Origin of the sequence: Bacillus sp. FJAT-52991, assembly GCF_037201805.1 — a bacterium.
Lineage (GTDB): Bacteria > Bacillota > Bacilli > Bacillales > Domibacillaceae > Bacillus_CE > Bacillus_CE kandeliae.
Window position 1 is genome coordinate 2192069 of the sequence record NZ_CP147404.1, and the last position, 21061, is coordinate 2213129.

A 21061-nucleotide genomic window follows, 5' to 3' on the forward strand; every position below is an offset into this window, starting at 1 on the left:
TTCTTTTGTCTAAAAAACATATTTTCGTTATACATACAGGTGGAACCATTTCGATGATGGAAGACAAAACATCTGGTGCTGTCACACCCGGGGAACAAAACCCGCTACTCACATCAACGAATTTGTTAAATGAAACAGCTCACATCACTACAGTAGAGCCTTTCCATCTGCCCTCTCCTCATATCACACCAAGGGAAATGTTGCATCTGAAACAATTAATTGAAGAGCATTTTCAAAAAGAACCTTTTGATGGAGTCGTGATTACTCACGGAACCGATACCCTTGAAGAAACGGCGTATTTCCTTGATTTAACGTTGACGATTGATGTACCCGTCGTAGTGACAGGCGCGATGCGGTCAAGCAATGAAATTGGAGCAGATGGACTGTATAATTTATTAAGTGCCGTACGAGTAGCCGCTTCTGATTCAGCTAAAGGAAAAGGGGTATTAGTCGTTCTGAATGATGAAATCCACTCTGCAGAAAATGTGACAAAAACGCATACTAGTAACATCTCTACCTTTCAAAGCCCTCAGTATGGACCGATCGGCATTGTCACTAAGCGAAAAATAGTATTTCATCATGCACCAACAGAGCGACAACAAATCGCTGTCACTACGATCGATCAACGAGTCGCCCTTATTAAAGCTTACGCGGGAATGGATGCTTCACTTTTATTCACTTTAAAGGAATTAAACTATGATGGGGTAGTCATTGAGGCACTCGGCCAAGGGAACCTTCCTCCTGCTGCTGTCGCAGGGGTGAAAGAGCTGATTAAGCAGCAAATTCCAATTGTACTCGTTTCACGATGCTTTAACGGTATCGTTCAAGATACTTATGGCTATGATGGCGGAGGAAAGCAATTAAAAGAGCTTGGGGTTATTTTCTCTAACGGTTTAAATGGCCAAAAAGCGCGAATTAAACTATTAGTCGCCTTGGCCACCAAACACGATCTGCTTTCACTTGAAAAAATATTTGATTGAACAACTACAGGTGCTTATTTCAAGCCCATTAAAAAGAAAGCGGAGCGATGTTCGATCGCTCCGCTTTTCTAACTATCATTTGGATCCTATCTCTTCACGAGTAGCAATCGCCTTGGCGATGTCTCCTCCATGAAAACGACCATTTTCAATAAAAATTTCATTCGCATTATTTCCAGCTGCAATCACGCCTGCAATAAAAATTCCTTGCACGTTCGTTTCCATCGTCTCTCCATCATAATTAGGGCGGCCACTTTCACGATCGATCTCCACACCCATTGTCTTTAAAAATTCGTGATCTGGATGATATCCAGTCATCGCAAAAACAAAGTCATTTTTCACTCGTTTTGTCTCAGCATTTTGTCGATAAACGACTTCTTCTTCCGTAATTTCATCCACAACCGCGTGGAATTCCATCTTGATCTCATCATTTTTTACTAACGCCTCAAATTCAGGAAGAATCCACGGTTTAATGCTTGCAGAGTATTCACTTCCACGGTAAAGAACCGTCACTCTCGCCCCTGCCTTATGCAGCTCTAACGCAGCATCTACAGAGGAATTCTTGCCGCCAATGACGACGACATCCATATCGAAATAAGGATGAGCTTCTTTAAAATAATGGAATACCTTAGCAAGCTGCTCTCCTTTTATGTTCATGTTATTTGGCTGATCGTAATAACCTGTCGCAATCACGACATAAGGTGTTTCGTATTGACCTTTAGATGTATGAACATGAAACAAGCCATTCTCCTGCTTTTCCACTTTGTGTACCATTTCATAACGATTAATACGAATGTCTTTTAATTTGACCACTTCACGATAGTAAGTTAGAGCCTGATTCCGCTTCGGCTTCCGCCCTTCAATAATAAATGGCACATCACCAATCGCCAGCTTTTCACTTGAACTAAAAAAAGTTTGGTGCGTCGGATAATTATAAATCGAATGAACGATATTTCCTTTTTCAATCACAAGCGGGCTTTTTCCAATCTCCATTAACGCAATAGCCACAGAAAGCCCACAAGGTCCTCCACCCACAACAATACACTCTTCCTTTTGCATCTTACTCTCTCCTTGTTTCAAACATCTACCTTTGCTTTCTAGCATCGTTTTTTTTCATAAAAAATATCCTATCAATATAAATGATAGGAGAAAAAACATCTAATTTCAATGATTTCAACTTTACACTTGTTTAATGAAATACTGATACAGCTTTCGCATAGCTTCAGAAGGAATGATCGTCAATGCATATTCCTTTAGCATTTCTTCCGGTAAACTTGAATACAGTCCATACTCCATTAGTATCGCTTCAAATGCATCAAACTGACTATCGAAATCAAACGAGAAGCTTACATAGTACGCTCCCTTAAAATAAAACAATGAGCTTGGTATGGAACGAATTCTTTTCTCATCGTGAACTAGACCAATAAGATCCTCAATATCTGTAAACTTAATCGTTTGTTCAAAGCCATATTCATCATTTTTTCCGCCTGATACATCATCCAACTTATTGAAAAAATCTAAATGCTCAATCGTTAAAATAAGCACTAGCTCATCCCCTGCCATCGAATGGACTTCAATAGCGATCATTCCTTCTGTGTCAATGTTTAATTGTTCTTCAATAGCATCTAACATTTCGTCAAAAATCTCATGCCAGACAAAAGAATCTTCCAAAATATGTTTCTTTAAGCAACCTTTTTTTCTTAACTCATCGTAAGTAACGGAAAGCTTAACTTGATTGTCTGATAATCTTTCTATCCTCATCATCTGCTGCCCCCTGCTTAAAGGACCTCTTTAACACATATTATGATAGGAAGCGCAGATGGTGAGTTATAAAAGCATTATTGTACTCGTTGATTCAACCAACTTTTCCATGATCATTCATCAGAAATAATGGTGATCAAGTGCGTCTCTGCTTTCGCGCTAAGTCGAAGAGGAAAACCACTCGTTCCATAGCCATTACTAACAAGCATCGCCATCTTCCCTCTCCATTCCCAACCACCTTTTTTATATAATCCCATTCCAAAAAGCCTGATCTGTCCTCCGTGTGTATGGCCGCTCAAAAAAAGACCTACTTGATCTTTTTCGATCATTCGTTTACTAAACAAAGGATTATGACTAAGAAAAATCTTAAAGACGTCATTGGGTACACGTTTAAATGCATTTTTTTTATCGCTATAGCCTTTGCTTAAATCATCTACACCTAGTAGATAAATATCCGTCCCATCCGCTGTTTGAAAACAAAAGGATTCATTGCATAAAACCGTTACATCATGAGCTTTCAATAATTGTTCAAACGATTGTTTAGGTAGTTCATAATCATTGTTGCCCCATACAAAAAAAACAGGAGCAACCTCCCTCAATAATTGCAAATTAGAAGCGATTTGTTCAAAACTTACCCCCTTTTCTGCCAAATCTCCACCGATCACAACGAACTCAGCTCTTCCTTGAATCGCTTGAATAACGGATGGATGAATCTTTCTTCTATGAATATCAGAAATAAAAAAGAAAGTGAAAGGTCCTTTCCCTGGATAGCTGTTCAATGAAATTGTTTCTTCCTTTACTTTATTTCCATGAGCCTCTTTCCACATATATAGCAGCAAAGCAGCCCCAAATAAAATCAATACTAGTATCAACCATATCATATACGCTACATCCTCTAATACAAATTTAACTAATGACTCACTTCATTAAAAAGCCTCTTAAAAATCAATAATATCTTACTCCACTCACCCATACAATAGATTGAAGAATAGACAACACAAGGAGGCACGGCATGGACAAAAATCAATGGTATCGAACCTATCGACCTTTCATAAGCCCGATGGACCCTTGTCCACCCATTAAAATAAAAAGATATTCAACTGGGCCTCAATTATTTATGGGGTTTCAACCGCCAGGCCTAGAGCAATTCCCCCCTCTAACAGCCTTACAAAAAGGAACGTTATGGAAAGCTTTCTACGATCCTTATTTTCCGTTTAAAGAGCAAAAGGAGGGAGCTAAAAAATGAAGTCGCTTTCCCAAGATTATTATCACGAACTCGAACAAATTCAAGCTGCCGACTTTGTGGTCATAGAATTAGCTCTTTATTTGCATACTCACCCCGACGATCTGCAAGCTGTACAGCAATACAATCAAATGGTGCAATCGAGCAAATCATTAAAAAAAGCATTTGAAAAGAAATACGGAGCCCTGACTAGCTTTGGTTACAGCTATTCCCGCCACCCTTTCGACTATAAAGAAGAACCATGGCCTTGGCAAGTATAAGGTGAAACTTCAATCAGCGAGAGTCTTCTTCATCCCTCACTGATTGGAAGCAGAACAAAGGCTAAAGTCGCCACGCCTTTGTAACCTGTATCCTGCAAGCCTGTTAGCGCGGGATAATCAAGAAAGGAGAACAATATGTGGGTCTACGAAAAAAAGCTGCAATATCCAGTGAAAGTAAGTACATGTAATCCTACTTTAGCTAAATATTTAATTGAACAGTACGGGGGAGCAGATGGAGAACTTGCTGCTGCTTTACGCTACATGAACCAACGCTATACCATTCCAGGTTCTGTCGTTGGGTTACTAACCGATATTGCCACGGAGGAATTGGCGCATTTAGAAATGATTGCAACGATGGTGTATAAGCTCACAAAAGATGCGACCCCTGATCAAATGAAAGCGGCTGGACTAGGTGCTCGTTATGTCAATCATGATCGCGCCTTATTTTATGAAAATGCTGGCGGTCAGCCCTTCACCGCCACCTATATCCAGGCAAAAGGAGATCCAATTGCTGACTTGTATGAAGATATTGCTGCCGAAGAAAAAGCGCGGGCCACGTATCAATGGATCATTGATGTCAGTGATGACCCCGATTTAAATGACAGCCTTCGCTTCTTAAGAGAAAGAGAAATCATTCACTCTCAACGATTCCGGGAAGCGGTAGAAATTTTAAAAGAGGAGCGCGACCGCAAAAAAATCTTTTAACCGTTAGCATAGAAAGAGGGCGGGAACTACTTTTCCCCGCCCTTTTTTATTTATCCATCGTATCTGTGACATTCTCTAGACTCTACGCTTTTTCAATTACTTCTGAGTTAGACGGTTCTTTTTTGCTTTGTTCATATGAGTACCATAAACCAGTTAAGATGGGAATCAAAATAAATGAGCATAAAAGTATGGTTAACAATGGATTGCGACGATGTTGCTCTTCTTGTTCTTCTCGCTTTTTTATACGCGAATGGTCTTCTGTTTCATTAGCTTCCAGCTTCTCCACATGAACTTTTTGTATTTCTTGGCGATTTTTTTTGGCTAATTCACGATAAGGATCTACTGTCATTTATTCTCTTCCTCTCTAACACTACTTGCCTTTTCTCTCGCTTGTCTGCGAATAGCTAAACCAAGGAGAAAATCAATCACAAAGTGCATCATGATCGTAGCAGCTAAATTATTGGTCCATTCAAACAGCCAGCCGATCGCAAAACTTAAAAGGACCACATTCAAGGTTAAATACCATTGCGATAAATATCTAATATGAATCAAAGCAAAGATGAGGCTAGTGACGACTAGCCCTAAAGATGTTTGTAACATCCCTCGAAAAAATATTTCTTCAGAAATGGCCACTAACGCAGCAATCAAAAAAATTTGCCCAATGGATCGCTGAGCAAATAACCGCTCATTAATCCCACCATCATCATAATATTGATCAGGCAGCCACTTCATTAAGCAAAGGTCAAGTACGACGACAGCGATTCCCGCTCCTGCACCTATGATCACGATTTCGAATAATGACCATTGAAATAGGTTGTAAAACGTCGAGAAATCTGGAAATAAAAAGATCCCGACGATCACTGAAAGAAGCAATAAAGCGATTTGTGTCATATATAATGATTTTAAAAGTTCCTCATCAGTGATTTGTTTGATGAGTTCTGACTGTTTATTTTTTTTCATTCGAAAACCTGATCATCCTTTAATATTTAATAGTGATGCTAGCAAAGCTTCCCAATCGTTGCTTTCTTCCTTTTGGGCACTATTTTTCAGTCCATAGAAATCGCTCGAATGGACTCCGCAAATGTCACAACATGGATCGGGTAATTGATAAGCTCTTTCTCCAAAAAACTTTAACACTCCCTCTCGACGGCATCGCTCGGACCCTACCCACTGAAGCATCGAATCAATCTTTTGCTTTTTTTGCTTCAACCTTCTTTCCCGGTGTTCAATAATAAAACGTACCTTCTCGTCTTGGTGACTTCCCTCAACTTCCGTGGCGTAGTGATGAATAAAACGATATTGGACATCACTTAACCCAAGCATCTTGACGATTTCTTCCCGCGGATGATGAGGCTGATAAAGAAAGTAATTCGTTATTTGCCAGTCGGTCGGAAATTCAGCTTCCATGATCATGGCGTGAAATTCTTCATCACCCGGCGTATAAAGCAACACAGCAAGTGAACGGTTTCCGTCCCTTCCAGCACGGCCGATTTCCTGCAAATAAGACTCAAGCTGTGCAGGTGGCTGATGATGGATGACAAATCGAATATTTCCCTTATTGACTCCCATACCAAATGCACTGGTGGCACAAATCACCTCTAATTCATCGTGAAGAAATTGTTGCTGAATTAAAATTCGATCTTCCTGCACCATCCCCCCGTGATAAAAAGCCGTTCGCTGAATGCCACTTCGCTTTAACCAATCCGCTCCCTCTTCTGCTCCACGTCGACTTGAAAAATAAACAATTCCAGGCTTTTCTAATTCTGAAACTAGCTCACACATCCGCTCAAGCTTTTCCATTCTAGAGGAGCATGGCTCGACCACCATGGCAATATTAGGACGATCGACGGAAAAAACCCACTCCTTCACCTCTTCAATATGCAAATAATGAAGGATATCTTTTCTTACTTCTGCAGTAGCAGTAGCCGTCAAAGCTAGGGTGAGCGGGTGACCAAGCTTTTCTCTTACTTGACCGAGCAAGCGATAATCTGGTCGAAAATCATGCCCCCATTGAGAAATACAATGAGCCTCATCGACAACAAACAAAGCAATGCGTATCTTCTGTAATGCTTGAATGACAGCCTGGTTCATCAGCATTTCAGGAGACAAGAAAATAAATCGATAGTGGTGTAAGCGGCTAAACACATCGTTTTTTTCAGTAAAAGTTAAGAAAGAGTTAATCGCAATCACATTCTTTTCTCCACGCATCTTTAATTGCTCTACTTGGTCTTGCATTAACGATAAAAGGGGAGAAACGATAATGACACTACCTGATAACACATAGGCAGGAAGCTGATAGCATAGTGATTTCCCTGTCCCCGTCGGCAACATCGCTAGCGTATGCTGCCCTGTCAGCAAGGAGTCAATAACCTCTCTTTGTCCCATTCGAAAATGAGAGTAACCAAATTGTTCGAATAGAATATTCTTTATATTTGCCATACCTTCACCTGCTATGCCTAGCTAAAACTAGTCGAATTTGAAAATAAGTGACCTCTGAAATTTGATCTTTAATCGGCTTTAATTTTTTATGATTCTGTTTCAAAGACACAGACAAAATTTGCTCGGCCTGTTGATCGCTCACATATGATTCCAGAGCGAAATTGGACATATTTAAAGCTAATTCAACGATATGGTCTTCTACTGTACTCATTTTCAACCTTCGCTGTTGAGCAATTTCTGTGAGCGAGTAACCTTTCTTCAATAATTCAGCCGTCTTTTTCGTTGATTGAGTAAGGTTTACCGATTCATATATATCCTTAAGAGCTTCGTATAACAACGGAAATTGTGAGGCATGCTGATAAATGTGCTCTATTAAAAAATGAAGCAAATTTAAAAACCGATACCAATATTCCGTTTCTTCCATATTAACAAGTTCAGCCGCTTGTGTAGCCGTTTTTCCTGTTTTACTTTTGCCTGACAAGCGAAGAACGAGAACAAGCGGATCTTCAAAGTTTTGACTTTTTAAACTGCGTATCAGTTCATCATATAAAGTTACAGCTAACTCCTCTTTCGACAACCTTTGCTGGGATAGAAAAGTTTTAATCCAAACATGAATTTGTTCATCCCTTGTGATCGGGTGATATTCTTTTTGTTGGTGTACAAGATGAGAAGTGACTTGAACAAGTAACGTCAGCCTTTTCCAAAACAGCAAAGAACAATCTTGCAATTTAAAGCCATGTAAATACTGAAGAATGACTAAAGTGTCACTAAAGTGAGCAAGCCATTGCTCTCCCGCTTCCGTCACTAACAGACTATTTGGGTCACCTTTAATATAGCCTTGTTTCAGCAATTGTTGGATCCATTCGTCATACATGTTTCTTTCAAGAAATGGTGCTGTTTGAAACCATGGGTCTAATTGAAACAAACGAGCATCTTGTATCGTTTGAGAAGACTTTTTCCCTTTTAACAAATGATAAATGGACGAGGCTGTTCTCTCGCCGTTTAATTGCTTAAGCATCAATAGCATAACCGCCTGGATGAACAACTTTCTCGTCTCCTTTTTGACTTTTGTCCATTTTACCACGAAATGCGTCAGATGTTCTCGAAAGAGTGTTGATAATTTATGAAAGCCCTATCATTTTGTCAAACAGAAGTTTTTATTGAAAAGTAAATACATCACATATACAATAAAATATAGAAGTTTTCTAAGGATTTAAGATTGGCTTAATCCATTGAGGATTTGATATACACTAAGGAGGTTTCACAATGCCAAAATACACAATTGTTGATAAAGACACTTGCATTGCATGCGGCGCTTGCGGAGCAGCTGCACCAGATATTTACGATTATGATGATGAAGGAATTGCGTTCGTTATTTTAGACGATAACGAAGGAACAGCAGTTGTTCCAGAAGTGCTTGAAGAAGATATGCAAGATGCATTTGAAGGCTGCCCAACAGATTCCATTAAAGTGGCTGACGCTCCATTTGATGGCGACGCCTTAAAATACGAATAAACAGTCAGAAACCCGCCAAAAGACGGGTTTCTTTTATTTTGGTCATGTTAAAAGCAAACAAAAAAAGATCTCTACTATTCGTTTAGCAGAGATCCCATCACTTTATTATTAAGCGTTTTGTGCTATTGTTTGTTTTCTCATCCACACTTGAATTCGAGAATAAATTAATAAAAAGACAACACCCATCACGATTCCTTTAATGAAATTAAAAGGTAAAATAGCGGTAACCACCAATTTCTTTGTTTCAGGTGCGCTCATAGCTGGTGCATTTAAAAAGAGCGTATAGGCCGGTAAAATGACATAATAATTTAACACACTCATCGTGATCGCCATCACCGTCGTTCCAACAATAAGGCCTGCGGTCATTCCTTTTTTAGATTCAAATTTCTTATACACATAATACACTGGAAGGATAAACGTGACCCCTGCCGTAAAATTAGCCAAATGACCTACAGGAACACCTGTTGGACTGCCTGCTACAAAAAAATTCAACACATTTTTGATTAATTCAACCGTAATCCCAGCAATCGGACCAAAGACAATAGCGGCAATCAGTGCAGGAATCTCGCTAAAGTCCACCATTAGAAAATTGGGAAATGGCGGGACTGGAAAGTTAAGTAACATTAATAAATACGATAATGTACTTAATAACCCCACAGACGTTAACACTCGAATCTTCTTGTTTCTCACAAAAATCTCTCCTTCTTCTCATCCATCCTACACAAGAAGAAAGGCTGCCAACTAAATAATCCCTCAAGCAAAAAGGCTTGAGGGAGTTTGAAGTCATACTTAAATAGACGTTCAAAACTGCACTTTTTGAACGCTGGCAGACCTTCACCTTCTCCCATCCAGACTATACTGTCGGCTTTGGATTCTCACCAAATCTGCCTTTCGGCTCGCGGGCTCAGAAGCTATACTTCTATACCGCCGGTCGGGAATCGCACCCTGCCCCGAAGATGAAATGATTTAGTTTTGTTCTTATTATTACTCTCGGAATGCGATTATGTCAAGGTTTTTAACGTTTTGATTATGATTAATTATGATGGAAAATTAGGGTTTTTGATCAATTTGGTCCCCAATTGGTACCCAATCGGTACCCAACTGGACCCCAAGTAAGTAGTATCATAATTGCTTACATAAAATCTTCAAACCTAGACACTTTTTTATAGGAAGAAACTAGTTAAACAGTAAAAGCCCCTCTTTGTTAAAAAGAAGGGCTCTTCTTATCTCGCCTTTAAAAACATATACAACAAATCTATCCTTCCACTTTAACTACACCGTTGGTAATATTAAGTAGAATAATAAAGTTAAAGGAGTAGGATAATGAAGAAACTAATTTTTGTGTTGTTAGGAGCATTATTTTTAGCAGGATGTGGTTCAGAAGATGCTTCAACATCAAAACCAGAAGAAACAAATAAAAATCAAAACGAAGAAGTTAAAGAAGAAGTTACTTTAAGCACAGCACAGGCTGGTGATAAAGTAACTAACGAATGGGGTACATATACAATAGAAAAAGTTGCTGAAACTAATTCTAGTCATGAAAGTGGGCCTATTAAATTTAATCTTAATAAAGTATTGTTAGCAACATTTGTTCCTAATGAAAGTGGCGCTTCTTTGTTTGATGAGAAGAAATTAAATGTCGCTATAACACTTGTAGAAAGCGAAAATACGTCTGAAGATACAGTAACATTTGATCCGTTTTCTGCGAAAGTGACAACCAATACAAAAGGACAATATGAAGCTCAATCAGGATTAAATGAAGGTGATTCAGAACACATAGGTAATGTAAAACAACAGTTTACAACGGCATATAACCTTAAAGATGAAGATTTATCCAAAATAACAGAATTAAACTTTGTATTTGGTAGTCCTTCCAAAGATGCAAGATCTATTGGAGAGGATACAACTGTTAAAGTATCTTTTTAAATAAATACAAGCCCTTCTCTTTAATAGAGAAGGGCTCTGCTATTTAAGCTGGATATGCTTGTAGGAATAACTGATAACCTTTGTATCTCTGACTTCCAATCTTTCTGATAAGTCTATTATGGCTTATGTACTTCTGCTTCATCATTCTTCGCAGCATGCGATCATAGTAAGGCATAGTTGTCTTCAATTTATCAATAATCTCTAAAGCTTCTTTTAATGTTAAATCGTAATAAACGTCAAACATCTCTTGATTGTCATAATCCCACAGCTCAATGATAAACACGCTATCCCCTCCCATTCCCAACTATTATCACATCTATTTGTAAATTTAATCCTTATTAATGGTAAATAATATGTAAAAAATTAAAAAAACAAAAATAAGCCCCCATCCTATTAAGGACAGGGGATCTACTGTTACTTATTAACTTTGCTTGCTCGGTACATCATTTCCCAGACTTCTTCTCGTGTTACAGGGCGTTGTGGGTATGTGCCGTCTGAAATACCGTTCTCCTTCACCCATTTCTGTGCTTCCCGAAAACGTGGTGATGCAGCTGCGTCTTTTTTATATTCCACTTTATTTTCCTCCTCTTTTTTAGGATTGTTTGCTGGCTTAACAGGTGGCTTATTCGGCATACCCAGAGCATTGCATATTCCATCCGCTATCGCTTGACAGAAGTCAGCAAAGAATGCTTTGTTCTTTAACATGTCCATGTCCTGTTTATTATCGATAAATAAGCACTCCAGGAGACACGCCGACATTTTAGTGCCCTTTAGCACTCTAATGTCTGGGCGAATCTTAATCCCTCGATCTGTAAGGCCATACTTCTTAATAATTTTGCTTACTGCTACATGGACTGCTTTGTTCTTCACATCCTCTTTATACACGCATGTCTCATAACCACGCTTGGTTGTATCGAACGCATTAAGATGAATCGATACAAATAGATCCGCTCCTGCATTGTTTGCTACAGCGCAGCGGGCATTAAGATCTTCTGACTTCTTAGTACGTAGACCACTGTCTCCCTTACGTGTGAGGATAACTTTAATATTAGATGGTAGTCGCTTGATAACTTCCTCCCCGATCTGGCGAGCCATTTTATACTCTTGTAACCCTTGTCCAACCGCTCCCACGTCTGGTGGGTATCCATGTCCGAAATCTATTACTACTGTAGGCATTTAAACCACATCCTTATCGTTATTTTTTTCTTCATTATGATCTTCTTTTAGCTGAGCAAAAGCATTGCTGATTTGCGTTGGTACCTTTACACCCATATGGCCAAGGTTTTCAATAAAGCTGATTCCTTCCATACCAATTAAGAAAAGAATCATCGCATTCCGCATAAAATGCCCACCGCTTCCAGCTACAATGTCTAACTGGTTAGCGACAATGACCGCAAGTAACATCGCAGCCTTTTTCATCAATCCCTTAAATGCTTTTTTTGACTCTACATTCTTCTTAAAGAAAAAAGCTGCTGTCAGCCCACTAATGTAATCAGCAGACATGAGGACGATCAAAGCTATAACAAGCTGATCTATACCTCCAAATAAATAAGCAGCACTCATAAAAGCGCCGCCTGTTACTGTGTTATATAAAGTATCTGTATTATGTTGCACCTACTCACTCCTTAATCATAATAAAAAGACGAGCCGCAGCCCGTCTATGCATAAAAAATAACGCCTACTATTCAGCAGCGTTTTAGTAATTTATCTTGTAATCTCCGCTTTGGTAAATAGTCACCGTCAACTGGTCATTATTCGGGTACTCATAATCATAGTCTGTGCCATGTACCGCCTTCTTCCATGTGCCCTTCATATCCATTTGACTAATTAGATCATTCACTGCTACAATGTCCGTCACCTCCTCCATGGAAAGATGATAGGCGAATCTAACAGTATTGCTTGCGCCACGTAAATCTACCCAGTCAGCGGATGTAAGAGCGTTTAGGGTCGCTGGCGCCATTCCTTCTGTTTTCATATTAACTAGATCAAGTTGAACCCACGCACCATCTAATCGAGTGTACCAGGTTGTGCCGCTATCAAACGACACGGCTGTTTTTACGGCTCCCTGTCCTGCTTGTGTCGCATTTAGTGTAAATGAATCGATGTTTTCGACTGAACGAATATCGATATCTTTTGTTGGCAAAACGAGCTGGTCTTGAGGAATAGCAGTCACATTTAAGTTTCTTTGTGCACTTTCTTCGTCGATCCAACACAATAACTCTGGGTTTTCTGATGCTAACTGCCGCAAGGATTCATTAGTAATGATAGATAAATCTGTCATACCATAAAAATCAAACATGCTTTTTGTGACAGGAGAAGTTCCCGCAACTGTCCATCCTGCTTTTTGCCCTTCTTGCAATATTTCATAGATTTTCATTATCTTTACACAAGCTGCATTTGGATAAATAACCATGTTGTAACCATTTAAAAAATTTATTCGATAATAACGATAAGATGATGAATTATCAAAAGAATAAGGAATCACATTGATATTATCTGGATGACTATTTCTAGTAAGTTCTTCATAAGTAACGTCATCATTTGAACCATATAAGATCCAATCTTTAATACTGAATCCATTAACAGAACCGCTTCCTATATTGATTGTAGATAATTCTATTTTTCCTATTTTTTTAGGAATACCTAAGTCTATTTTCAACCAATGTCCTTCTGGCGGTCTAGTAGTATTAGCTAGCCACCATGATCCTGGCAGTGTATCATCATCAAAAACTTTCCAAGGGGCATTATTTCCATAATAAGCATTTGCACTTACGACATATGGAATAGGTGTATCGGGACCAGTCATTATAGGAGTTATATTTTTAAAACTAGGAGCTATAGATTTATTATACTTTTTAATCTCATTGCCATCTTGGAAAAGATATCTATCCATAGACTCTACACTTGGGAACCCTTGCGGAGAAGCATACTTAAAGAGAGTGATTCCAAAATTGAAAGTTGTTTTAGAATCCTCATTCATATATATTTTTATTTGCGGAATTGTGTCTTGCGTATAAGTAGATTCCTTATTTAGAACACCATTCTTATAAGCTTTGATAGCTTTTATAGAATGGTCTACTTCAAATCCAAAAGTTCCTACATCTCTACTACCTGAATACATTGGATATAAAACATCAAAACCTATGGATTTATATCCGCCAGTATCAAATGTAATTTCAAAATAAAATTTTTCCTTTAAGAAAGGGTTATTGGTCGTAATCATTGCTCTTGCTTGTTTTGTTGCAACTAAATTATTCTCTGATAATAGTGCAGTTCCTTCTGTGATTTTTAACTCATAAGCCATTTTTTACACCCCTACTTTCTCGATGCACTTAAAAGAAATTGTATCAATCGTTTTTCTTAGTAAAGTTCCTTCTTCCACCCAAGTTTCATCCTTTACCACACCAGAAGAATAATCGGTCTTTAATTTCAAGGCTCCATCAAACAATATATAGTCACTTGACTCAAAGTCGCTACCATCTGAATTGTCAAAGCCAACCTCTGTTTTAACAACATCTTGCGCGCCAGCAGTTAGCCTTAGTACCTCGACGGGGGCACGTAAAAAGTTGGTAGTGTAAGTGATCACGATGTCGTAGGTTCTTGGGGTAGTTGGTGATGCAATAACACCAAGCTTTGTTACTTGCTGATAATCTTGCATTCCACCGCTGCCAGATCCACTGCCAATCATCACATATTCTGCCCCATTAAAATAATAGATTGTAGGCTTCCGACCATTTAGTTCATCATTTTCTACGACATACAGTACATTGATTTGTCCTATTGGTGGCAACAAATAGCGACTATCAACAAATTCAACTTGGTTGATACCTGGTAAGTTCAGATAAAGATTGGCTTTAGTCATCTTTCCACCGCCTAATCATGCTCGATTTCAATAGAAAAAAATATTTCTTGTTGATCTGTTTGTCCACCCTGTTCAATCTTTACCCAAAATGGTACCGATGTTTGCCCCTGCAACTCCTGTATTGATAATATGTCGCTGTAAATACCAGAAACTCCGGATTCATCTGCCGCTATATCCGCCCATTCATAACCAAATTCACTTAGGTATTGTTTCACCTGAATTTGTACATTTGTCACTACAAAAGAAGTAGGATTATATAGTTCAAGCTTTTCTTCTAATATTCCACTACCTATGTTTCCGATATCATTCGGATCAACTTCAGAAAGAGGCACACCGTCCTTCCTTAATTCAAGAAAAGAGCCATAATAATAGATGTCACCACCAACAAACTCTGTGGTCTTTTCACCAATTAAATGATTAAATTCATCGAATATACGAAGTATACCGCCGGTTATTAAATGAGGGAGTGTAAATTCAACAATTCCTGCGTTTCCCACTGTTGCTACGAAAATATTCGACTCCAACTGCAATTCAACTCTATAACCGGTATATAAGTTTCTGATCTTCAACTTATCGTTTTTGGTTGCAATAAAGCGATCCACTAATAAGGGAACAAAGCCGCTACCATTACCCTGTTTTACAATAAAACCAATTTTTGAAAAAGGATATGAAGCAGCATCAATAAACTCAAAAGATTCATTACGCTTCATGTATAAGTCAAAAGCATTTTCATTTTTTATGATTTTAATATTTTCAAGATTTGCTAAGTTAGCATCTTCACTTTCTAACAATTCCGCTGTTTCGATTGAAGAATTAAATAGTAATAAACCTGCATGATCATTAATGACTGTAGGTGTATAGTTAACTACTGCTTCAAAGGCTCCTGCCTCATCTGGTATGTCACGTAAAATAGACACATCCCGTAAAAAAGAATGTGTTAGCTTTAGAGAACCATTTTCTATTGTTGTGTTAGCTGGATCAGTGCTATTCCATTCAGGACCAAGCGAATAAAATTGTTCATCGAATATGAGCCCGCTCGAATACCTATATACACGCATATTTCCCCTCCTATCGGGTTTTCTTGTTAAACCATTTTGAATACCAATTTGCTCGAGCTGGAATAAGCCAGACCTTCTTTTTGCTCTTTATGTCTTCAATTTCATTGCTGTTATCCAAATCTATTAAATCTGTAGGTATATCGCTAAGCCATTCCGTTTCGGTCAGCTTAATCGCTTCTGTTTCAAAAAGAGATTCTACGCTCATGGCGTGATCTGTAATAACGGTTGTCTCAAATATAGGATTGGTTGAAAGGTTATCTGTCTCTTCAACCGAAATAGAGACAACCGTACTCACTTCAAAATCATCCAGTAATGTAATAGTTGTGCTGAATTCAGTTTCGTTATACATCAAGTCTGAATGTTGTATAGCCACATCAATAACCTTATAAACAAAGGTACTTTCTGTTTCTATGTTTTCGGCCACTATCAAGCTATCAGATGATAATTGATTAGGGTTTATGAGATCAGCTATTGTAAATGATCCAGACTCGATTTCATCAATTCTGATTTGCTCTACATTGATTTCATTGATAGACAGCAATTGGTTAAAGTGGAATGATTCTGTATCTAAGGATTTTTCAACATCTACAAGTGAATCGTCCACAATGTTATCTATTGAAACTACTTTATCGGAGCCATCTAAATCAAATTCTTGCACGATACTAGTTTCATATCGAAATAATTCAGGTTGTGACGCATCAAATTTCACTTCATCGGCAGCAATGGCATATTGCTGATTTCCATCCAACTCATTTAAGCCTGCTTTAATTTCTTTTTTGTTTTCAGTAAAAGTTTCATTCATCAATACATCCGCATCAAAGGAAGTTGCTGTGTCGCTAAAGATATCCTGTTTATTCATGACAGTTTCATTAATAAAGTCGTTTTGACTTTCATTGATGTTGATTGTCGCTGCATTTTCGAACGTTTCCGTTATCGATTCATCTGAAAACGTTATAATTGTCTCGTTTTCTGTTTCATTTAGCGTAGGATCTGTATTGGTAAGCATAGAAACCATTCCTATGTTTAATGCCAACATCATATCAGGTCCCTGATCCACAACATCAACCAATGAATTCGTTGCCGCTATATCGTTTTGCAGCAAGCTCGCATCAATAAGAGCTCTTTGTGAAGTGATTTCATCAGCATCCATTTGACTTATATTAACTTCCGGAACAATAAGATTCGATTCATCACCCTTTATTTTTTTTACCCCAAAAGTAATTATTTTCGAGTTAGAAGAATTTTCTCTTTTTAGATCACTAATAACAATATCGATAGAATCGTTTAATTCGCTGCTCAGTAAGTCGAGCACGTTTATTTCTCTTGATGTATTACTGTGTTCAATACATTGAATACCTTGAGTAGTCAATGTGACCACTGAGTTTGAAGCATCCAGATTCATTTCATCCACTTCTGTTGCGTATAAGCTAAGAGCATCTTCTTCGATTAAATCTGTCACTAAAAATTTATCGGTAAACCACATCAAAGTTATGTTTTTTTCTTCTGACTCAATCACACTTTCTTTGTTTAATGTGGACTCACTAAAGGCTGATGAATGATATATAAAGTAATTTCCCACATTCGTATCTTCCTGGACATTTTCTGCATAATAAATAGGTCGAATACGATCGAAAGAGCTAACTTCTAACATATCTGTTGGCCTAGCTTCAATTTTTGAAGCGAACGGATCATCTTTTATTATATGGCCATTATATGCACCCATACGATTGAATACTTCATCTTCAAGAGGTTCGACAGTATGAATAGAGTTTTCTCTGAAAACAGAATGATCTTTACCAAGTAATTTCACATCATTTACAGAGTCATTTTTGTGTATATCATGCTCCTTCATAACAACAGATAGACTCTTTGCCAAAGTGCTACCTAACGACCGGACATGCTCTGAAGATATGTTTTTCACACCATGCAAAGCGGAGTCTTCTATCCAGTAGCCTTCTATAATTATTTCTTCCGTTAAATGATACAGTGTTACGTCTACTGCTGGAAGAGTTACAGCAGTAGATTGATTTGTCTCATAAGGTAAAATAACTGCATCGATAATTTCAACTAATGAAACTTTAAATGGATACTCAATTTTTCGTTGAATAGAGCGGTTAGCAGAAAGCGTATAATACTTTTTTTGTTTGTGTTGAAGACTAACTTTAAAAGAATATATACGCTTCATGCCAACCCCTCATTTCAAATCATAAATTTTCTTTATAAATACCCCACCCAATCGGTGCATAAGGCGAAGCTTCTTCTCTTCGCATCGGTGTCTGCGGTGTCATTGCCAAATTAAATTGATATAGCTCATTTACTGTGTAAGAAGCTGTGATCTCCACTCCATCTGCCGGAGCTGTCGCAAATTCAACTGCTTTGTAATCTGCATCATAGGTGAACCCTGCCTGCTCATTGCAGTCAAAATAAATGAGCGGCTGTGCTTCCTGACATCGATGATAAAGGTGAAACACTCTCGTCTGGCCATCTCCCATGCCGATCACTTCATGTACAACCGTTTTTTCAACTTCCAGCTCAGCATCCTGTTCCAGCCCTTTTGGATGTACCGCATAAATACCGTCCAGCACACCAACCTCTTTATCAAATGGATGTTTTATATACATGAAAGAATGATGATATTTATCTGTATAAACAGACGGTCCATCACCAGTTTCAGGCTTATCGATTTCTTTAGCATGAGTAATGAACGCCAAATAATGTCGTTGATAATAAGAACCGCCAATCGTTTGATGCAGAGAAACAAACTCATTTCCATTGGTCGTATTTGGACCATAATCAATGAGTGTATCCCCAAGCTTTTTATCCTTTTGCCATTGTCCTGTGACAGCACTTTTCGCTCCACCGATCAGCACTGTATTCTGCCGTGGCTTGTTTCCGCTGTTATTTACACGACCGAGATAAAATGGCACATAATATACATCATCTGGGTTAGATGCGGCATCGACACGGAAAAACAAAGCAAGCCGATCTTTATTAATAGACCCCCAAACTTGCAATAGTGAGTCACGTCCAAATGATGAATTAAAATTATCCCCGTTAGTAAAAGTCATGACCGTTGGAATAGACGGTCGTAAGAAGGTAGCTGCCGCAAATGCTAAGCTCCCCATTCCATCCGCTTCGTTAACAACGCCTGATGCCGAAACAATTAAATCACCATAATCATGCCCCTCAATAGGTTTGCGAGAATACGTATAATCAGCAGTAATAGCTTGTCCATTTGCTGGCGCTGAATAAAATGTAACGGTACCTGTTGAGTTATCGACTACATAAGACAGGTCTTCTACTTCTACACCGTCCAAATAGACAGTTACTGAACCCGGCTTGATCTCTGTTTGCCCAATATCAAAAACAGGCGTGCTGTCATCACCAACACCGACCGACACGTCGATTTCGTGCATGTCAAAAGAAACTGAATCAAACAAAAAGACGCCGAATGCATTGATTGGTTCAAATGCTTTCGACGACAAATGATAAGATGCTTTAATTAAACCGCTTGGAGCTGTATTAAATGTAATAGTGCGACCCTTCGCATCAATCATATAATCAACATTTGCGATCGGTATACCGTTGACTGTTACTGCTTCAGTGCCCGGCAACATATATTCAGCGGGAAAATCAAAAACTGTTTGCGTTCCATTTCCAACACCAATGACAGCAAGGTTTGATGTCTCTGGAACAAATCGTTCGTCTGGAAACGTCGGTTTATCTAAATCATAAGTATGAATCAAACCGAATTTACGCTGTACCTTATCAGATCCTTCTGCTTCAAATAAGCGTACCTCCGCATATTTCTTCCCGCTCTTTGCGCGATATTTCGCAAACTCCTGCCAACCAGCACTTTCAATAATACTCGTGATCGTATTAGGAAAGCACTGAAGCATCATTTTCTCATCAACCCATCGTGTTGTCATACATTATTCCTCCTTCTCGAAAATACCAATTGCCATCGGTCTATAAGCGACAGCTGGTCGCTTCGTTACAGGTGACACAGCATCCACCACAAAATATTTATAAAACTCGAATATATTCGGGCATGCTGCCTTTTTTACTTTTAAGCGGATATTATTTCTCGGCCCGACCGATTCAGCTAAAATTAAATGCTTCAAATAGCCTCGTTGCCGCTCCTCTGGATGAATAACCATCGCTCGACTAACAGTCGCCTTTCCACTGTATGAGCTTGTAGGTGGATAATTATATTCATCGTTCCCAGCGTTCTTCCATGCAGAAGGGAATTGACGACCTGAATTATCTTGTCGGTCAGGTGGCATTTTCTCTGGTCCTGTATGTGATGATAAGGAATACGCTTGATAATAAGCTCCTTGGGCAGATCGTTTCACAATAATGTTATCGATACCATTCCCCGGGTTTTGTGGATATTTCTTTTTTATCGGCATTAAGATTGACGTTTCATCGATGAACGGAGTTATAGCATCATATTTATATTTTCCATCTGGTACGGCACTGCCTGCAAAAAGGGACGCGTGTTCCTTGTCAGCAGGATTCAAAGGAACCAATGACCCAAAATAAACAGGGATTAATGGCACCTGATTTTCATCAAAGGCCGCTGTGCTATCTGCTCTAATTAACAAAGCAAGCGTTTCCTCGTTTATAAAGCCTTCTACCTTGATTTTTGAGTCTGGCCACCAATTTGTTAACCACCCATTATCCTCTGTACCAATATTTCGAGTAGATACTGGGACCATGGGTGACTGCATAATTAAGTGTTGTGCGTTCGAAGGTAAATATTCATAACTGGTGTTATTCTCAATTTTTCTTGGTACGTAATGAAGCAACTCAATATCTAATGCATCACGAACATCAGCGTTGGTTGATGGGTAAACTACTTGTAAATCTTCAGCAATAGTAGGTGCATCTTTCAACATATAAAAGTAAACTTTTGATGTATCCACAGCATTTTCATCCCATTTTGAAAACATCCATTCGTGCAATTGTTTTCGTAATAAAGGATCATTTGTAAAACCTTCTTGATTAGGGTACTCACCTGTTTTTAATTCTGACGGAAGATCGCCCCATTTTAGTACAGGTGCGCATATACGCGTGATAGCAAAAATATCATTTCTACTATTCTTAATCAGTGCATGATCAGCGATCTTTAACCTTAAATTTCGTTTATCCGGATCCTGCGTATAGCCTGTTCCGTAAAAAACATCTGTGAATGCAAATGTTACTTTTCTAAAACGTTTAACCAATGTCCATCCATTTGAAACAGCTAAATCCACAAAATCTGCTTGTAATGTTTCTTCTGTAAACATCGTTTTAACATATGGCATACCCTC

The 21061-nt window shown here is 38.5% G+C and carries 23 protein-coding genes and 1 riboswitch; of the genes, 6 read left to right on the forward strand and 17 right to left on the reverse strand.

Going from position 1 to position 21061, the window contains the following annotated elements; translation table 11 throughout:
- The first annotated feature begins 5 nt into the window (after positions 1-5).
- The gene (locus tag WDJ61_RS11210; protein ID WP_338749725.1) at positions 6-980 is read left to right on the forward strand and encodes an asparaginase; all 975 of its coding nucleotides are present in this window, start codon (positions 6-8) and stop codon (positions 978-980) included.
- 75 nt (positions 981-1055) lie between these two features.
- On the opposite strand, the gene WDJ61_RS11215 is transcribed toward WDJ61_RS11210, so the two are convergent.
- The 3 genes from WDJ61_RS11215 to WDJ61_RS11225 all read right to left on the reverse strand — a co-directional run bounded on the left by WDJ61_RS11215 (position 1056) and on the right by WDJ61_RS11225 (position 3619).
- Positions 1056-2036 (reverse strand): YpdA family putative bacillithiol disulfide reductase, encoded by a 981-nt coding sequence (locus tag WDJ61_RS11215; RefSeq protein ID WP_338749727.1) that lies wholly within the window; start codon positions 2034-2036, stop codon positions 1056-1058.
- Between the two features lie 120 nt (positions 2037-2156).
- The gene (locus WDJ61_RS11220; protein ID WP_338749729.1) at positions 2157-2741 is read right to left on the reverse strand and encodes an adaptor protein MecA; all 585 of its coding nucleotides are present in this window, start codon (positions 2739-2741) and stop codon (positions 2157-2159) included.
- Positions 2742-2851: 110 nt separating this feature from the next.
- Positions 2852-3619, reverse strand: a complete 768-nt coding sequence (locus WDJ61_RS11225) for a metallophosphoesterase (protein WP_338749731.1) — start codon at positions 3617-3619, stop codon at positions 2852-2854.
- 131 nt (positions 3620-3750) lie between these two features.
- Between WDJ61_RS11225 and WDJ61_RS11230 the strand changes: the two genes are divergently transcribed.
- The 3 genes from WDJ61_RS11230 to WDJ61_RS11240 all read left to right on the forward strand — a co-directional run bounded on the left by WDJ61_RS11230 (position 3751) and on the right by WDJ61_RS11240 (position 4946).
- A complete protein-coding gene (locus WDJ61_RS11230; RefSeq protein ID WP_338749733.1) occupies positions 3751-3984 on the forward strand; it encodes a spore coat associated protein CotJA in 234 nt (77 codons plus the stop codon).
- Entirely contained in the window at positions 3981-4241 is a 261-nt protein-coding gene (locus WDJ61_RS11235; RefSeq protein WP_338749735.1) for a spore coat protein CotJB, read from the forward strand. Before WDJ61_RS11230 ends, WDJ61_RS11235 begins: the two co-directional genes overlap by 4 nt.
- 135 nt (positions 4242-4376) lie before the next feature.
- Complete coding sequence (locus tag WDJ61_RS11240; protein WP_338749738.1) at positions 4377-4946, forward strand: manganese catalase family protein; 570 nt, start codon at positions 4377-4379, stop codon at positions 4944-4946.
- Positions 4947-5028: 82 nt separating this feature from the next.
- On the opposite strand, the gene WDJ61_RS11245 is transcribed toward WDJ61_RS11240, so the two are convergent.
- Genes WDJ61_RS11245 through WDJ61_RS11260 form a run of 4 tightly spaced genes read right to left on the reverse strand, consistent with a single transcriptional unit; the run spans position 5029 to position 8430 of the window.
- Positions 5029-5295, reverse strand: a complete 267-nt coding sequence (locus tag WDJ61_RS11245) for a hypothetical protein (protein ID WP_338749740.1) — start codon at positions 5293-5295, stop codon at positions 5029-5031.
- Complete coding sequence (locus WDJ61_RS11250) at positions 5292-5906, reverse strand: type II CAAX endopeptidase family protein (RefSeq protein WP_338749742.1); 615 nt, start codon at positions 5904-5906, stop codon at positions 5292-5294. Before WDJ61_RS11250 ends, WDJ61_RS11245 begins: the two co-directional genes overlap by 4 nt.
- Before the next feature lie 12 nt (positions 5907-5918).
- The gene (locus WDJ61_RS11255; protein ID WP_338749744.1) at positions 5919-7385 is read right to left on the reverse strand and encodes an ATP-dependent DNA helicase RecQ; all 1467 of its coding nucleotides are present in this window, start codon (positions 7383-7385) and stop codon (positions 5919-5921) included.
- Positions 7386-7389: 4 nt separating this feature from the next.
- Positions 7390-8430 carry a helix-turn-helix domain-containing protein gene (locus WDJ61_RS11260; protein WP_338749746.1) on the reverse strand — a complete coding sequence of 347 codons (1041 nt, stop codon included), beginning with the start codon at positions 8428-8430 and terminating at the stop codon, positions 7390-7392.
- Between the two features lie 221 nt (positions 8431-8651).
- On the opposite strand from WDJ61_RS11260, the gene WDJ61_RS11265 reads away from it, so the two are divergent.
- Positions 8652-8900, forward strand: coding sequence for a ferredoxin (locus WDJ61_RS11265; RefSeq protein WP_338749748.1), 249 nt, complete (start codon positions 8652-8654; stop codon positions 8898-8900).
- 108 nt (positions 8901-9008) lie between these two features.
- Here the strand turns inward: WDJ61_RS11265 and WDJ61_RS11270 are convergent, their stop codons facing one another.
- Positions 9009-9590, reverse strand: coding sequence for an ECF transporter S component (locus tag WDJ61_RS11270; protein ID WP_338749750.1), 582 nt, complete (start codon positions 9588-9590; stop codon positions 9009-9011).
- A gap of 142 nt (positions 9591-9732) precedes the next feature.
- A riboswitch (FMN riboswitch) is annotated at positions 9733-9862 on the reverse strand.
- 361 nt (positions 9863-10223) lie between these two features.
- Here WDJ61_RS11270 and WDJ61_RS11275 point away from each other — a divergent pair.
- Positions 10224-10826, forward strand: coding sequence for a membrane lipoprotein lipid attachment site-containing protein (locus WDJ61_RS11275; RefSeq protein ID WP_338749752.1), 603 nt, complete (start codon positions 10224-10226; stop codon positions 10824-10826).
- 43 nt (positions 10827-10869) lie between these two features.
- Here WDJ61_RS11275 and WDJ61_RS11280 read toward each other — a convergent pair whose 3' ends face one another.
- The 9 genes from WDJ61_RS11280 to WDJ61_RS11320 all read right to left on the reverse strand — a co-directional run bounded on the left by WDJ61_RS11280 (position 10870) and on the right by WDJ61_RS11320 (position 21055).
- The gene (locus WDJ61_RS11280) at positions 10870-11109 is read right to left on the reverse strand and encodes a hypothetical protein (protein WP_338749754.1); all 240 of its coding nucleotides are present in this window, start codon (positions 11107-11109) and stop codon (positions 10870-10872) included.
- Positions 11110-11240: 131 nt separating this feature from the next.
- Positions 11241-12002, reverse strand: a complete 762-nt coding sequence (locus tag WDJ61_RS11285; protein ID WP_338749756.1) for an N-acetylmuramoyl-L-alanine amidase — start codon at positions 12000-12002, stop codon at positions 11241-11243.
- Complete coding sequence (locus tag WDJ61_RS11290; protein ID WP_338749758.1) at positions 12003-12440, reverse strand: phage holin family protein; 438 nt, start codon at positions 12438-12440, stop codon at positions 12003-12005.
- An 82-nt stretch (positions 12441-12522) separates the two neighbouring features.
- Positions 12523-14130 (reverse strand): discoidin domain-containing protein, encoded by a 1608-nt coding sequence (locus WDJ61_RS11295; protein ID WP_338749760.1) that lies wholly within the window; start codon positions 14128-14130, stop codon positions 12523-12525.
- A gap of 3 nt (positions 14131-14133) precedes the next feature.
- Positions 14134-14688, reverse strand: a complete 555-nt coding sequence (locus WDJ61_RS11300) for a hypothetical protein (RefSeq protein WP_338749762.1) — start codon at positions 14686-14688, stop codon at positions 14134-14136.
- Between the two features lie 11 nt (positions 14689-14699).
- Positions 14700-15746 carry a hypothetical protein gene (locus WDJ61_RS11305; RefSeq protein ID WP_338749764.1) on the reverse strand — a complete coding sequence of 349 codons (1047 nt, stop codon included), beginning with the start codon at positions 15744-15746 and terminating at the stop codon, positions 14700-14702.
- Between the two features lie 10 nt (positions 15747-15756).
- Positions 15757-17931, reverse strand: a complete 2175-nt coding sequence (locus WDJ61_RS11310) for a hypothetical protein (RefSeq protein WP_338749766.1) — start codon at positions 17929-17931, stop codon at positions 15757-15759.
- 19 nt (positions 17932-17950) lie between these two features.
- Positions 17951-19675: a DUF2460 domain-containing protein gene (locus tag WDJ61_RS11315; RefSeq protein ID WP_338749768.1), complete on the reverse strand. Its 1725-nt coding sequence runs from the start codon at positions 19673-19675 to the stop codon at positions 17951-17953.
- A gap of 3 nt (positions 19676-19678) precedes the next feature.
- The gene (locus WDJ61_RS11320) at positions 19679-21055 is read right to left on the reverse strand and encodes a hypothetical protein (RefSeq protein WP_338749770.1); all 1377 of its coding nucleotides are present in this window, start codon (positions 21053-21055) and stop codon (positions 19679-19681) included.
- Positions 21056-21061: the final 6 nt, after the last annotated feature.